Raw genomic sequence first — 14,747 nt, 5'->3', positions numbered from 1 at the left:
AGAATGAACTTTGAAACGGTAATTGGACTTGAAGTCCACGTAGAGCTCAAAACACAATCAAAAATTTTCTCAAGCTCACCGACGCCTTTTGGTGCGGCTGCCAATACGCAAACAAGTGTCATCGATCTTGGTTATCCAGGCGTACTGCCTGTGCTGAACAAAGAAGCGGTGAACTTTGCGATGAAAGCAGCAATGGCACTGAACTGTGAGATTGCAACTGATACAAAATTTGACCGTAAAAACTATTTCTATCCTGATAACCCAAAGGCGTATCAAATTTCTCAATTTGATAAACCGATCGGTGAAAACGGCTGGATTGAAATTGAAGTAGACGGCAAAACAAAACGAATTGGTATTACACGTCTTCATTTGGAAGAGGATGCAGGAAAACTGACGCACACAGGCGACGGTTATTCACTCGTCGATTTCAACCGTCAAGGTACACCACTTGTTGAAATCGTATCTGAGCCTGACATTCGTACGCCAGAAGAAGCGTATGCTTACTTAGAAAAATTAAAATCCATTATTCAATATACAGGCGTTTCTGACTGTAAGATGGAAGAAGGCTCACTACGTTGTGATGCCAACATTTCTCTTCGTCCGATCGGCCGTGAAGAGTTTGGAACGAAAACAGAGCTCAAGAACTTAAACTCATTCGCTTTCGTCCAAAAAGGTCTTGAGTTCGAAGAAAAACGTCAAGAGCAAGTATTGCTTTCTGGCGGCTTGATCGAACAAGAAACTCGCCGCTATGACGAAGCGTCTAAAAAGACGATCCTCATGCGTGTCAAAGAAGGTTCTGATGATTACCGCTACTTCCCAGAACCAGATTTGGTGGAGCTATACATTGATGACGAGTGGAAAGAACGCGTAAGAGCATCCATTCCAGAGCTTCCAGACGAGCGCCGCAAACGCTACATTGATGAACTTGGACTTCCTGCATATGACGCAATGGTACTGACGCTGACAAAAGAAATGTCTGATTTCTTTGAAGCGACCATTTCAGAAGGTGCTGAAGCGAAGCAAGCATCAAACTGGCTCATGGGTGAAGTATCTGCGTACTTAAACTCGGCTCAAAAAGAGCTGGAAGATACGAAGCTAACGCCGCAAGGACTGGCTGGTATGATCAAGCTTATCGAAAAAGGAACGATTTCTTCTAAAATTGCCAAAAAGGTATTCAAAGAACTTATCGAAAATGGGGGCGACGCAGAAACAATCGTCAAAGAAAAAGGACTTGTCCAAATTTCTGACGAAGGTGCACTGCTCAAACTTGTCACAGAAGCACTTGATAACAACCCGCAATCCATTGAAGACTTCAAAAATGGAAAAGACCGCGCAATTGGTTTCTTAGTCGGACAAATCATGAAAGCATCGAAGGGCCAAGCAAACCCGCCGATGGTCAACAAGATTCTTCTCGAAGAAATCAAAAAACGATAAATCGCAAAAACCGCCTCATGGAAGAGGCGGTTTTTTTGTTGATGGATATGACAGGGTCTTATCACAGATTCAGACCACCGCCGTATATCAATTCATTGGTTCTTTTTTTATAATGAAGCATAAGCTTTAGCACATATTCGAAGGGGATAAAGGTGAACTAAAGTGAACATCGCCACGTATTGTCATTGGAGGAATAGCTTCAATTGTTCCACAGCTCTTTGGACAGCGGAGTCCTCACACGTTTCTAAATTTGTCAGCATCCCTTGAATGACCGGCTTGCGAGGCTCATTTTTGGCCAATTCTTCTTCAATAACTTCAATGGATACAAGGGTATCATCCGAAAGCAGATGCTCAGATTTTAACAATCGAAGCTCTTCTTGAAGAGTAGCGGCATTTGGCGCTTCATCATCCCAAATGTTTTGCTTTAGAATCGGCTTCGCATGAGAATGGAGAAGCCCATGCACCAAATCATCAAATCGGTCGAGAATAAAGGATGAGAGCTCATCACATGATAATTGCATCTGATCTTGTAAAAGCAGTACCTGCACATAAGATTGGATGATTCCTTGAATCATGACTGACAGGTCAGTTATGTATGGTTCGATCTCCTGTCCATACGTGGTCAAAATAGAAATTTGGATTTCATCATTCATCTGCTTTTTAACCGTTTTGGAATACTTTTTAATTTGCTGGTTTTCCGGAATAATGTTCTCGCTGAGGATCAAAATGATAAAATCCTTGTTCTCAGCAAAGTGCTGGAACTGTTCAGCGATTTGTTTCTGAAAGATATCTCTAGGCGCAAGATGCTGATTTTCTTTTCGAATCTTTTCAATACTTTGCATAGACGTGTCGATATAATATTCAAACGCTCTGTTGAAAAGCTGTTCTTTTGATTTGAAATGCAAATAAAATGCACCTTTAGAAATTCCGCATTCATCTGCAATTTCCTGAATGGTCGTAGAAGAAAAACCTTTTTTCGCAAACAACTGAATGCTTGCTTTAATGATTTTTTCTTTTTTTTCGTTCATGAAATAAGGCCCCTTCAGCTTTAGAATGTTACGTCAAACGCAAGTGAAATGGTTGACGGCATTGTATATCACCGTTTATTATGATATAGAATGACCAGTCAGTCAATACATAAAGGAAAATGGAGGACATAATGAATTCGATCATCAATTTTGTATTAAAGAACAAGTTCGCTGTATGGCTCATGACGATTATCGTAACAGTTGCTGGTCTATATGCCGGATTGAATATGAAACAAGAATCAATCCCGAATATCAACACTCCAGTCATTACGGTTTCTACAACGTATCCTGGCGCAACGCCGGACGAAGTATCAGATAAGGTGACAGACCCAATTGAGAAGTCGATCCAAAATCTCAATGGGGTGAATGTGGTCACTTCTAATTCTTTTGAAAATGCCTCATCGATTCAAATCGAGTACGATTACAATAAAGATATGGATGAAGCAAAGAAGGAAATTGAAGATGCCATTAGCAATATCAATTTCCCAGAAAATGCAGAAAAACCAAAAATCGCACGTTTTAGCATCAATGCGATTCCAATCTTAGCTCTTAGTGTCTCCGGTGATAAAGAATCATTACAAGACCTGACACAAAAAGTGGAAAATGACCTTATTCCTTCTCTTCAAGGTTTAGATGGTGTCTCTTCTGTCGAAGCTTCTGGACAACAAATCAAAGAAGTAGAATTTTCTTTTAAACAAAAGAAATTAAAGGAATATGGTTTAGATGAAGAAACTGTCCAAAACATGATCAAAGGCTCTGATGTCAATGTACCTTTAGGGTTATACACATTTGGCAACAAGCAAAAATCAGTCGTAGTGGATGGCAATATTTTAAGTGTTAAAGATTTGAAAAACATGCGAATTCCTGTTACACCAAGTGCAAGCGGCGGTGCGGGAAGCGCAGGAGCTGGAGCGCCTTCTAGCGGCTCAGGAAATGCAGGAGCTCAAGGTGCTGATCAACAGGCTGGAAGTGCAAGTCAGCAGCAGGCAGCAGCTCAGCAACAAACTGGTGCAGGTGCAGCAAGCGGTCAATCGGTAGAGCTGCCGACGATCAAACTTTCTGAGATTGCAGATATTAAAGTCGTGAAAGATGCAGAATCGATTTCTAGAACGAACGGAAAAGACAGTATCGGTCTGCAAATTGTCAAAGGCTCTGATGCTAACACAGTGAGTGTAGCAGAAGCAGTCACAAAAGAACTTGAAACATTCAAAAAAGACAATAAAGGAATCAAAGTCAGCACGACATATGATCAAGCAGAGCCGATTAAAGAATCTGTCAGCACAATGCTGAACAAGGCGATCATCGGAGCAATCTTTGCGATCATTATCATCATGTTGTTCCTTCGAGATATCAAATCAACATTAATTTCGGTCATCTCCATTCCGTTATCCCTGTTGATTGCTGTTTTATTATTAAATCAGCTCGATATCACATTAAATATCATGACACTTGGTGCCATGACAGTCGCCATTGGACGTGTTGTCGATGACTCGATTGTTGTCATAGAAAACATCTATCGACGAATGGCGTTAAAAGATGAACCGTTAAAAGGCAAAGCACTCGTTAGAGAAGCCACAAAAGAAATGTTTATTCCGATTATGTCTTCGACGATTGTCACAATTGCGGTATTCTTGCCATTAGCGCTAGTGGGTGGAATGATTGGTGAATTATTCATCCCATTTGCATTAACCATTGTGTTTGCTCTAATGGCTTCACTACTTGTTGCCATTACAATCGTTCCAATGATGGCTCACAGCCTATTTAAAAAGAACCTGTATGGCAAAGCGAAAAAGGTAAAAGAACACAAACCAAGCAAACTTGCTGGTGGTTATAGACGTGTACTCAATTGGACATTGAACCATAAATGGATCACGTCAGGAATTGCGATTCTGATGCTGGTCGGAAGCTTATTCCTCGCACCACTTGTCGGTGTCAGCTTCTTACCACAGGAAGCAGAAAAAACGGCAATGGTGACATACACGCCAGAGCCTGGACAAACGAGAGAACAAGCCGTTGCTGAAACGAAAAAGGCAGAAGATTACTTAATGAAACGTGATCATGTCAATACAGTTCAATATTCATTAGGCTCTTCAAATGCAATGACAGCAAGTGTTGGCGGAAACTCTAACGGTGCATTATTCTTCGTACAATACGACGAGGACACACCGAACTTTGATAAAGAAAAAGATCGTATGGTTAAAGCCCTTCAAGACAAAACGTCTAAAGGGGAATGGAAATCACAAGACTTCTCATCTGCTGGCGCAAGCAACACAGTGACGTACTATGTGTACGGTGACAAAGCAAGTGATATTGAAGGCACAGTCAAAGATGTCGAGAACATTTTAAAAGATGAAAAGAACTTGAAAAACGTCAGCACAAGCTTATCTGAGAAATATGACGAATATACGTTTAATGCAGATCAAGAAAAACTGGCGAAACTAGGCTTAACCGCTTCACAAATCGCACAGGCGATCGCTCCTCAAAGTAATGAAACAACGTTGACGAAAGTAACAGAGGACGGCAAAGAACTAGATGTGAAGCTTCAAACGGAAAAAGATGAATACAAGAGTAAAAAAGATCTAGAGAATAAAAAGATCACAACACCAACAGGACAACAAGTCCGAATTGGCGATGTGGTGAAAGTGAAAGATGGCACAACAGCAAACACTGTAACAAAGCGTGATGGGAAGATTTACGCTGAAGTATCTGGTGACATGACAACAGACGACGTATCAAGTGTGACACAAGATGTTCAGAAGAAAGTTGACAAGCTTGATTTAAAATCTGGCGTTACGATTGATACAGGCGGTGTAAGTGCGGATATTGAGGAATCCTTTACACAGCTAGGACTCGCAATGCTTGCAGCGATTGCGATTGTATACCTCGTTCTCGTCATTACATTTGGCGGAGGTCTTGCACCATTTGCGATTCTGTTCTCACTTCCATTTACGGTTATTGGGGCACTCGTTGGATTGTTTGTAGCGAAAGAAACCATCAGCTTAAATGCCATGATTGGATTGCTGATGCTAATCGGAATCGTTGTAACAAATGCCATTGTCTTGATTGACCGAGTGATTCATAAAGAAAAAGAAGGTCTTTCAACAAGAGAAGCCTTACTTGAAGCAGGTACAACAAGATTACGCCCAATCTTAATGACGGCACTTGCGACAATTGGTGCATTGCTGCCACTCGCATTAGGTTTTGAAGGCGGAAGTCAGATCGTATCAAAAGGACTTGGCGTCACCGTTATTGGCGGTTTAACAAGTTCTACACTTCTCACATTGGTCATCGTGCCAATCGTGTATGAAATCTTAAGCAAGTTTAGACGTAAGAAAAAGTACGCTGAAGAAGAGTAAGAGGAAGCCCCGCTAATGAGCGGGGCTTCAGCGTGTAGACAAACCCTCGCATTCTTTGTCAATCCTGCGTGCTGGTGCTCACGAATGTCAAATTCGCTCCGCGCCGGTACTCGTTCTTCCTAGAATGCAAAGGTTTTCTATCACGCTGAAAAGAAGACACAGGGCTAAAAAAGTACATTTTAGTCCTTTGTCAACAATCTGAGCCCCGCTAATAAGCGGGGCTTTTTTATGATGAAATCTGACAAACCGCTTTTCTCATCAGCTCTTCAAAGGCCTCGAAAAAGGCATCCCGATCGACGTGGTCAATGACTTGAATCAATTTTCCATCTGGATGTTCTTCGGTACGTCCTTGTCTTGGTGTTTCGGTATAAACAATTGCATTCATTTCTTTTGAACGGGTAAATGAGGTGGATGCAAGAGTGATCGTTGTCAGCACATCCCATAAGTAGTAAGTCGAGTTCGTTTCGTGATGAATGAGAGGCGGACAAAAGGCATAACATTGTCCAATAAAGTCAATCCCAATGTGAGAGCGAAGGGAAGCCCAGCGTTGACGGACATCGAGTGTGAGCGGGACTTGATTCGTGCTTTCCAGTGCGACCATTTCAATTGGAAAACGCTCTTGAAATACGGTGCTCACAGCATAAGGGTCCCAAAAAGCATTCCATTCTGCTGTTCCATCATGCTCGGGTTCTTCGACATTGCCTTTTTCAAGGAATGTGCCGCCCATCCACACCAGTTTCTCAATTTTATTTGAGATGGAAGGATCTTCTTCTAAGGCGCGTGCAAGGTCTGTGAGCGGTCCTGTAAAGAGCAGCGTAACAGGTTCTGTTGACTTTTTCACCGTTTCAATCAGGTGAAGATGTGCAGGAAGCTTAGATACTTTTGTATCAACAGCGCCTTTTTCATTTAAAATCGGCAGGGCATCTACATAAAAAGCATGCATGCGCCATTCCTTTGGAAAAGGATTCACATCTCTAGAATTGGAAGCGGCGACTTCAATCTCATATGGGCTAAAACGATCAATAATTTTCTGAGAAGCGCTCAGCGCAGGCTCTAAATAACAATCAGCAGGAATCACAGACATTCCGATCACTTTCAGGTGTTCCATTTGAAGAAGTAGAAATAAGGACACAAGATCATCAACACCGCCGTCATGGTTGAAATAGACAGGCTTTTTCATGGCATACCATCCTTTTCATCGTTTTCTTTTATCTTATCAGAATGTTGATCTGCTCAGGGAAACGTGCCATGAGATTTCAAATATTAGGGGGTTGTTCTGTTGCCATTTTCAAATCTCATAGTATAATTAAAGGTTGTTAGTGGTGAAAATAGATTGCATAATGATAATAGGATGATGATGAATGAAACGTGCTCGAATTATATACAATCCGACATCTGGACGTGAACTCTTTAAGAAGAATTTACCGCAGGTTTTGCAAAAATTTGAACAGGCTGGCTATGAAACATCTTGTCATGCGACGACATGTGCAGGAGATGCAACACAAGCAGCCGAAAAAGCCGCACAGAGAGACTTTGATTTAATTGTAGCAGCTGGTGGAGACGGCACGATTAATGAAGTCGTCAACGGATTAGCGCCGCTTGAAAAAAGACCAAAATTAGGAATCATTCCAGTTGGAACGACCAATGACTTCGCAAGAGCACTTGGCATTCCAAGAGAAGATATTTTAAAAGCGACAGATGCGATCATTGATGGTGTAGCAAAGCCGCTTGATATTGGTAAAGTGAATGGACAGTATTTCATTAATATTGCGGGAGGCGGCCGATTAACAGAGCTGACCTATGAAGTGCCTAGTAAGCTGAAAACCATGCTAGGACAACTTGCGTATTATTTGAAAGGCATGGAGATGCTTCCTTCCATTCGCCCGACAGAAGTCGAAATTGAATATGACGGCAAATTGTTTCATGGCGAAATCATGCTGTTTCTTGTTTCACTAACAAACTCAGTAGGCGGCTTTGAAAAGCTCGCACCAGATTCCATTCTAGATGATGGGATGTTTGACCTGATCATTCTAAAGAAGGTCAATCTAGCAGAAGCCATTCGAGTGGTCAGCCTTGCACTTCGAGGCGAGCATATTCATGATAACAATGTCATCTACGCAAAAGCGAATCGCGTGAAGGTAGATGTAAAAGATAAAATGCAATTGAATTTAGATGGTGAATACGGCGGCATGCTGCCAGGTGAATTTGAAAATCTGTATCGCCATATTGAATTTATTGTGCCAAAAGCAACAGCTGAAAAAATAGGGTGAAGACTAAACTTGGTTCCTTATGGCGACCAAGTTTTTCTTTGCAAATGAGGTGATAAAATTGGTGAAAATGAAACCGCCTGTTGAAAAGAATGAATACTACAATGTAACCTTCGAAGATTTAACGCACGAAGGTGCAGGTGTAGCGAAAATTGAGGGTTTCCCTGTGTTTGTACCGAATGCCCTTCCTGACGAGCAAGGGAAAATCAAAGTCACACGTGTCAAAAAAGGATTTGCTTTTGGACGACTCATGGAGCTGACAAAGGAAAGTCAGCACAGGCAAGATGCGCCATGTCCTATCTATAAGCAGTGCGGAGGCTGTCAAATTCAGCACATGAGCTATGAAGGCCAGCTGCTTTTTAAACAGAAACAAGTAAAGGACGTATTGGAGCGGATCGGCAAGCTTGATATGAGCCGTGTAAAAGTTCATCCTGTACTCGGCATGGAAGACCCTTGGAATTACCGAAACAAAGCACAAGTACCAGTTGGTGAACGAGAAGGCGGACTTGTTGCAGGATTTTATCAGCAGCGTACCCATGAAATCATTGATATGGAAAAATGTTTGATCCAGCAATCAGAAAACGATGAAGTCGTTCAAGCTGTCAAAGAAATATGCCAAGCGTTCGGTATCAAAGCATATAACGAAGAACGTCATAAAGGCTGGTTGCGTCATGTCATGGTTCGCTACGGTATTGCAACAGGTGAAATGATGGTTGTGTTTGTCACAAGAACGGCTGATTTTCCGCAAAAGCAACAAGTGATTGAGCAGATTATAGCACGCTTCCCACACGTTCGGTCAATTGTGCAAAACGTGAATTCAAAGAAGACAAATGTCATTTTCGGAGACGAAACGACCGTTTTATGGGGAGAAGAATACATTTATGACACGATTGGCGACATCAAATTTGCTATTTCAGCCCGCTCGTTTTATCAAGTGAATCCAGCTCAAACAAAGGTGCTTTACGACAAAGCCCTTGAATATGCCGAGCTGCAAGGAGAAGAAACCGTGATCGATGCGTATTGCGGAATCGGTACAATTTCCTTATTTCTCGCACAAAAAGCAGGCAGAGTATATGGCGTGGAAATTGTGCCAGAAGCGATTGAAGATGCAAAACGCAACGCTGCCTTAAACGGAATCAACAACGTTGAATTCGCAGTCGGCGAAGCAGAAACGGTTATCCCAAACTGGTACAAAGAAGGCATCAAAGCAGATACGCTAGTGGTTGATCCGCCAAGAAAAGGCTGTGATGAAGCACTGCTTGATACGATTTTAAAGATGAAACCAAACCGTGTTGTGTATGTGTCCTGTAATCCAGGGACGCTAGCTCGTGATTTGCGTATTCTTGAAGATGGTGGGTATGTGACGGAGGAAGTGCAGCCGGTGGATATGTTTCCGCATACGAGTCATGTTGAATGCGTTGCTAGTCTTGTGATTCAACAGTCATAATGTATTGAAGCATCCCGATTTCGTGATATAACACCGATATCGGGATATTTTTATTTTGGCTGCCTTTCACTTGAATACAAAGCGGTAATTATAGGTCGAAAATTAATCTTTACCCCTTATTTGGTTTTGAAATGTCCTTTTTTGCAATTTTGCCTAGTTCATATTAAAGTATATAATGATAAAAATTGCTGAAAGAATTTACAGAAGGACATGCCCTTTAAGGCGCTATGTTATGAGAGGAATTGGATGAAAGATGAGTAAAAATTTCTGGCGTGATTTACCACGGCCATTCTTTATATTAGCACCAATGGAAGAAGTGACAGATGTTGTGTTTCGTCATGTTGTGAGTGAGGCGGCGAGACCGGATGTGTTTTTTACAGAGTTTACGAACAGTGAGAGCTACTGCCACCCTGATGGCATTCAAAGTGTGAAAGGCCGTTTAACATTTACAGAGGATGAGCAGCCGATTGTTGCTCATATATGGGGAGACAAGCCTGAGAACTTTAGACAAATGAGTATTGGAATGGCGGAGTTAGGATTTCAGGGGCTTGATATTAATATGGGTTGTCCTGTCCCAAATGTCACGCAAAACGGGAAGGGTAGTGGATTGATTCTTCGTCCAGACGTTGCGGCAGAGCTGATTCAAGCGGCAAAAGCAGGGGGATTACCTGTTAGTGTGAAAACAAGACTAGGGTTTACAGAGGTCGATGAATGGCGTGGTTGGCTCAGACACATTTTGGAGCAAGACATTGTGAATTTATCGATTCACCTTCGCACAAGAAAGGAAATGAGCCAGGTGGATGCGCATTGGGAGCTCATTCCTGAGATTAAGAAATTGCGTGATGAAGTAGCACCTGATACGCTTTTGACGATCAATGGTGATATTCCTGATCGTCAAACTGGCTTAAAACTCGCTGAGCAGTATGGAGTGGACGGTGTGATGATTGGGCGTGGGATTTTCCATAACCCATTTGCTTTTGAAAAAGAGCCGAAAGAGCATACGAGTGATGAGCTGCTAGGTCTTTTAAGATTACATCTTGATCTTCATGATCAATATTCTTCATTAGGTTTGCGACCATTTAAGGCACTGCATCGTTTCTTTAAGATTTATGTAAAAGGATTCAGAGGAGCGAGCTTCCTAAGAAACCAATTAATGAACACATCATCAACAGATGAAGTGCGTGCAATGCTAGATGAATTTGAAGCGAGAAATCAAGAACAATCATGATCAACAAGAGGAGGGAGAACCCTTCTCTTTTTTTATGAATAGGACTATTAAACTAGTTTTCTTAAATGGTAAAATGAGATAGAAATAACAATTGGAGGTATTTTATTTGAAACCATTTTGGGACACAGACAGAGAAAGTGAAGAGACATTTAAGAAAATCAATGAAAAAGGCATTGCAAAAGCGGAAAAGAAACTAGGCGTCATCTTGCCTGATACATATAAGAAGCTTATCCTCGAACAAAATGGCGGTTATACCTTGCATAATGCTTTTCCAACAGACCATCCGAATGGATGGGCAGAAGATCATGTGTCATTTGATCATTTAAGAGGAATTGCCAAAGGCGAAGGTATCATGGATAGTGATTATTTAATAGAAGAATGGGAATTGCCTGAGAGGCTTGTGCTGATTTGTGGGGATGGTCATACGTGGATCGCATTGGATTATAGAGAAACAAAGGAACATCCGCCGGTTCATTACTTTGATCTAGAATATGAAACGGATTTTAAATTAACGGATTCGTTTGATGAATTGATTGCGGGGCATTATACCGCAGAAGATAGCGAAGAAGATGAAATGTCAGATGAAGAATGGCTGGCTGAATATGAAAAACAGAATAAACCATTATCAAAAGAAGAAGTGAAAGATATCTTTTTAACCAAAGACCCTGAACAGCTTTCAAAAATCTCGAATTTTCAAGTGGAACAAATAGATGATGTTAAGTGGATTTTTTCTGAAGTAGAAACATATATGGATACCCTTCAGGACGAAGAAATGTTAACGACTGTTGGCTGGGCAATCAATACGATCTTTATAATGAATGACGAAATGATTAAGCAGCATGCTGATGTTGTCGAGCATGCACGTCGTTTTGCGAAGCATTTGAGTCAATCAGAAATAGATGAAATGCCCCACATTGCCTTTAATATATCAATCGCATTGGAATTTGATTTAGAGGAATAAGTATCTATTATTTTTAAAATAGACCCCCTCACCAAAAGGGGGTCACCAATTCCTTTACTCCGCACTCTCCTCAACATCACGGCTATCTTCTGTTTCACCAATATAAATAGGACCGTTTGCATGGTCGATTCGGATTGGCCATTCGTATGGGACTTGCAGGCGTCGTGCGATGGCTCTCCAAAACTTTGCAGAATCAAATTCTAGTTCTTGAAAGTCTTTAAGCAATTCTTTATAAGAAGATCCATCAAATTGAATGTACGAGTCTTGCAGACGCATAAAGGCGTAATGTCTCACTTCTAATGCTGCCGCAGCTTCCATTTCTTCTTCTGTTGCTTCGCCAATGATTGTTCCTGCGGGTGGAAGCATGTCATATACGTTAAATTCCTCTTCTTCTTCGTGTGCTGCATTGTGCTGTTGATCTGACATTTTTTTCACTCCTTCTAGTCTTCATCAAGCTTTTATTCGTGCTTACTTCTATTATCGGAAGGAAATGCGAAATGTGGAATGAAAAAAGAAGCAGATCCACAATACTTGCTTTTTCTTCTTGATTCTTTTATGATCAATTACAGATATAAAAGGTCTATAATAGATAGAAAGGAATGTTTCGATGAAATATTCTAAAGCGACCAACTATGCGCTGCATACGATGGTATTTTTAACCCTTGCACCAAAGGGGAAAGCAATAGGCGTTGAGCCTCTCGCCAAGATGCAAGATCTTTCACCTACCTATTTATCTAAAATTTTAACAAAGCTTGTGAAGGCAGGATTGATTGAATCAACACCTGGCGCAAAAGGTGGTTACACCATTCTGAAAAAGAAGGAGGACATTTCGTTTTTAGACGTCATTCAGGCGGTAGAAGGACAAACCCATTTATTTCGTTGTTCTTTAGCACATGATTCTTTCATGCCTCATGATGACTGTTTGATTGAACAAGTCATGCAGGATGTTGAAATGAAAATGCAGGAGACGTTAAGTCAAAAGCGGTTAGTTGATATTGCAAGTCAAATAGAGCAGACAGAAAAAAATCCATTTTTCAAGATGTGATTTTTTTTGAGTAAATTATAGATATTAAGAGTCTTTAAAGTCTTGGATAAAAAGGAGAGATTTATATGTTATTAGATTGTGCCATTATTGGAGGCGGGCCAGCCGGATTAAATGCAGCTCTTGTTGTGGGGCGGGGCAGAAAACAGGTCATGGTATTCGATGATGAGATGCCAAGAAATCGAGTGACTCAGGAATCACATGGATTTATTACAAACGATGGAATGACACCGTTTGAGATCAGACAAGCAGGAGAAGCGGATCTCCAAAACTACCCCAATATCCAAATCAAACGAAGCAGAATTGTGTAGATACAAAATCATGAGGACAACTTCGCGTTACTGACACAAGAAGGAGAAAGATTCGAAGCGAAAAAAATCATTTTGGCAACTGGACTTCAGGATATATTGCCAGAAATGAAGGGGATTCATGAAGTGTATGGAAAGACGTTGTTTAGCTGTCCTTTCTGTGATGGCTGGGAGCTAAAGGACAAGCCGCTGGCTCTGATTGCTGAGAACCAGCGTGCTTTGCATATGGCGAAACTTCTTTCCAATTGGACAAAGGATTTGATTGTGTTTACAAATGGACAGCAAGTGTTAGCTGAAGAGGAGAAAGCACTGTTATCAGCACATTCTATTCAAGTTATTGATGTGCCAATTGTAGCGATCCATCATGACAATGGGCAGCTTCACTCTCTTCACCTTGCGAATGGGGAAACGGTGAAAAGAGAAGGCGGATTTGTCGCAAGTGATTTCAAGCAGTCAACCCCTTTTGCTGAAAAACTAGGCTGTCAAATGACGAAAAATGGGGGCATTGAAACAGATATTCTTGGGCGTACAACCGTCAGCGGTATTTTTGCATGTGGTGATAATTTAGGCGGACCTGCTCAGCTTGTTCTTGCAGCAGCAGCTGGAAGTCAGGCAGGAATGGGCGTGATTCATGAACTTGTGCAGGAAGAGTTTCAACAAAAAACATCTCTGTAAAAAGAGATGTTCAGCGATGAGCGATTTTCCGTTTTGCTAAGACGTGAGCAGTCCATTCAAAAAGTGCGTAGATGACAAAGAAGATTAGGATCCAGCTGCTGACATCGACCCATACATTGGTGATATGAATGATGTTCGCCTGATCAAGTCCAGTCTGTATCCACATCGTGATCAATGCGGTGAGGAACACCTGTAAAAACCATTTTTTCAATTGGTCACACCTCCATCTCTTTCTATCATATAAGAAATGACAGTTTATTTCCAATTGAATTTCCATCAGTTTCAACGGTAAAATAAGAAATAAAACCACTGGAAGGACATGACATGAGCGATCAAACCAATCGTTTTTTAAAAAGTCATTTTCCTGATCTTGTCCTCACGCCGCCTCTTTTTTATGGGTGGCCTTTTGGTCTTCGCTTTGAAGTGGCAGATTGGTCATTAGGAGAAGAATCGGTTGTATTAGAAAAAGCAGGAGATCGTGCTTTGAAAATCGTCAGATATGCTTTTGATTCAGAAGACGATATTCTATTTGTCACAGATGTCTATACGCAGCATGAACATGAATTAATGAAGCAAAAGCTCCTTGTTTATCAAAAATATGCCGACCGACAAGTGTGTCACCGATTGCGTCACGAGCGTTTGACTTATGTACAATCAAAACTAGAAGAAACAATGAAAATAGAGAGATTTACACTCAAGTGTCAGCTGCAAGATATTCGATTGCGCACGCTATTACAAGCTATATGCCAAGAGGATTTCTACAAACCGAATCAAATCTTGAAAGGAAAGTTTGGTTATGACATTTATCTTATCAATCTTTCAAAACAGATGATTTTCCACTTATATGATGATCGAGGCTGTGATCTTATTGCGGCAGATCCAGAACATCTGCGTCCAGTTTATGAAGGTTTACAGCACTGGCTCTTAGACTATGACCGTGCTCAGATGGATCAGTTGTTTGCCGGGAAATAAGAAAACCGCACTTTTGACAAGTGCGGCTT

Annotated in this window: 12 protein-coding genes and 1 pseudogene; 9 read left to right on the top strand and 4 right to left on the bottom strand. The window is 41.3% G+C overall.

Annotated elements, in window-relative coordinates:
* Positions 1 to 3 precede the first annotated feature (3 nt).
* The gene (gatB, locus tag ACTJJD_RS16345) at positions 4 to 1,434 is read left to right on the top strand and encodes an Asp-tRNA(Asn)/Glu-tRNA(Gln) amidotransferase subunit GatB (protein ID WP_007496855.1); all 1,431 of its coding nucleotides are present in this window, start codon (positions 4 to 6) and stop codon (positions 1,432 to 1,434) included.
* Between the two features lie 182 nt (positions 1,435 to 1,616).
* Here gatB and ACTJJD_RS16340 read toward each other — a convergent pair whose 3' ends face one another.
* On the bottom strand, positions 1,617 to 2,462 hold the full coding sequence (locus tag ACTJJD_RS16340; RefSeq protein ID WP_035391424.1) for a TetR/AcrR family transcriptional regulator: 846 nt from the start codon (positions 2,460 to 2,462) through the stop codon (positions 1,617 to 1,619).
* Positions 2,463 to 2,593: 131 nt separating this feature from the next.
* Between ACTJJD_RS16340 and ACTJJD_RS16335 the strand changes: the two genes are divergently transcribed.
* Positions 2,594 to 5,818, top strand: a complete 3,225-nt coding sequence (locus tag ACTJJD_RS16335; RefSeq protein ID WP_440608653.1) for an efflux RND transporter permease subunit — start codon at positions 2,594 to 2,596, stop codon at positions 5,816 to 5,818.
* Between the two features lie 226 nt (positions 5,819 to 6,044).
* Here ACTJJD_RS16335 and ACTJJD_RS16330 read toward each other — a convergent pair whose 3' ends face one another.
* Positions 6,045 to 6,998 (bottom strand): nucleoside hydrolase, encoded by a 954-nt coding sequence (locus ACTJJD_RS16330; RefSeq protein ID WP_440600302.1) that lies wholly within the window; start codon positions 6,996 to 6,998, stop codon positions 6,045 to 6,047.
* 181 nt (positions 6,999 to 7,179) lie between these two features.
* Here ACTJJD_RS16330 and ACTJJD_RS16325 point away from each other — a divergent pair, with 181 nt between their 5' ends.
* From ACTJJD_RS16325 to ACTJJD_RS16310, 4 genes are all read left to right on the top strand, one after another.
* The gene (locus ACTJJD_RS16325) at positions 7,180 to 8,088 is read left to right on the top strand and encodes a diacylglycerol kinase (RefSeq protein ID WP_007496845.1); all 909 of its coding nucleotides are present in this window, start codon (positions 7,180 to 7,182) and stop codon (positions 8,086 to 8,088) included.
* Between the two features lie 61 nt (positions 8,089 to 8,149).
* Positions 8,150 to 9,532, top strand: coding sequence for a 23S rRNA (uracil(1939)-C(5))-methyltransferase RlmD (gene rlmD, locus ACTJJD_RS16320; RefSeq protein ID WP_251211095.1), 1,383 nt, complete (start codon positions 8,150 to 8,152; stop codon positions 9,530 to 9,532).
* Positions 9,533 to 9,785: 253 nt separating this feature from the next.
* Entirely contained in the window at positions 9,786 to 10,760 is a 975-nt protein-coding gene (locus tag ACTJJD_RS16315) for a tRNA dihydrouridine synthase (protein WP_017366774.1), read from the top strand.
* A 106-nt stretch (positions 10,761 to 10,866) separates the two neighbouring features.
* Positions 10,867 to 11,721 (top strand): SMI1/KNR4 family protein, encoded by an 855-nt coding sequence (locus tag ACTJJD_RS16310; protein ID WP_440608652.1) that lies wholly within the window; start codon positions 10,867 to 10,869, stop codon positions 11,719 to 11,721.
* Positions 11,722 to 11,775: 54 nt separating this feature from the next.
* Here the strand turns inward: ACTJJD_RS16310 and ACTJJD_RS16305 are convergent, their stop codons facing one another.
* Positions 11,776 to 12,147 (bottom strand): hypothetical protein, encoded by a 372-nt coding sequence (locus ACTJJD_RS16305; protein ID WP_007496834.1) that lies wholly within the window; start codon positions 12,145 to 12,147, stop codon positions 11,776 to 11,778.
* A 181-nt stretch (positions 12,148 to 12,328) separates the two neighbouring features.
* Between ACTJJD_RS16305 and ACTJJD_RS16300 the strand changes: the two genes are divergently transcribed.
* The gene (locus ACTJJD_RS16300) at positions 12,329 to 12,766 is read left to right on the top strand and encodes an Rrf2 family transcriptional regulator (RefSeq protein ID WP_440608651.1); all 438 of its coding nucleotides are present in this window, start codon (positions 12,329 to 12,331) and stop codon (positions 12,764 to 12,766) included.
* Between the two features lie 65 nt (positions 12,767 to 12,831).
* Positions 12,832 to 13,746, top strand: a pseudogene (locus ACTJJD_RS16295) (NAD(P)/FAD-dependent oxidoreductase).
* A gap of 10 nt (positions 13,747 to 13,756) precedes the next feature.
* Here the strand turns inward: ACTJJD_RS16295 and ACTJJD_RS16290 are convergent.
* Complete coding sequence (locus ACTJJD_RS16290; protein WP_025206887.1) at positions 13,757 to 13,957, bottom strand: hypothetical protein; 201 nt, start codon at positions 13,955 to 13,957, stop codon at positions 13,757 to 13,759.
* Positions 13,958 to 14,070: 113 nt separating this feature from the next.
* On the opposite strand from ACTJJD_RS16290, the gene ACTJJD_RS16285 reads away from it, so the two are divergent.
* The gene (locus ACTJJD_RS16285; protein WP_035703589.1) at positions 14,071 to 14,718 is read left to right on the top strand and encodes a DUF3885 domain-containing protein; all 648 of its coding nucleotides are present in this window, start codon (positions 14,071 to 14,073) and stop codon (positions 14,716 to 14,718) included.
* Positions 14,719 to 14,747: the final 29 nt, after the last annotated feature.

This window comes from Bacillus sp. 22446 (assembly GCF_052044955.1).
Lineage (GTDB): Bacteria > Bacillota > Bacilli > Bacillales > Bacillaceae > Bacillus > Bacillus altitudinis.
Note: the sequence above shows the minus strand (reverse complement) of the source record. Positions and strands in the feature narration are given on the sequence as shown.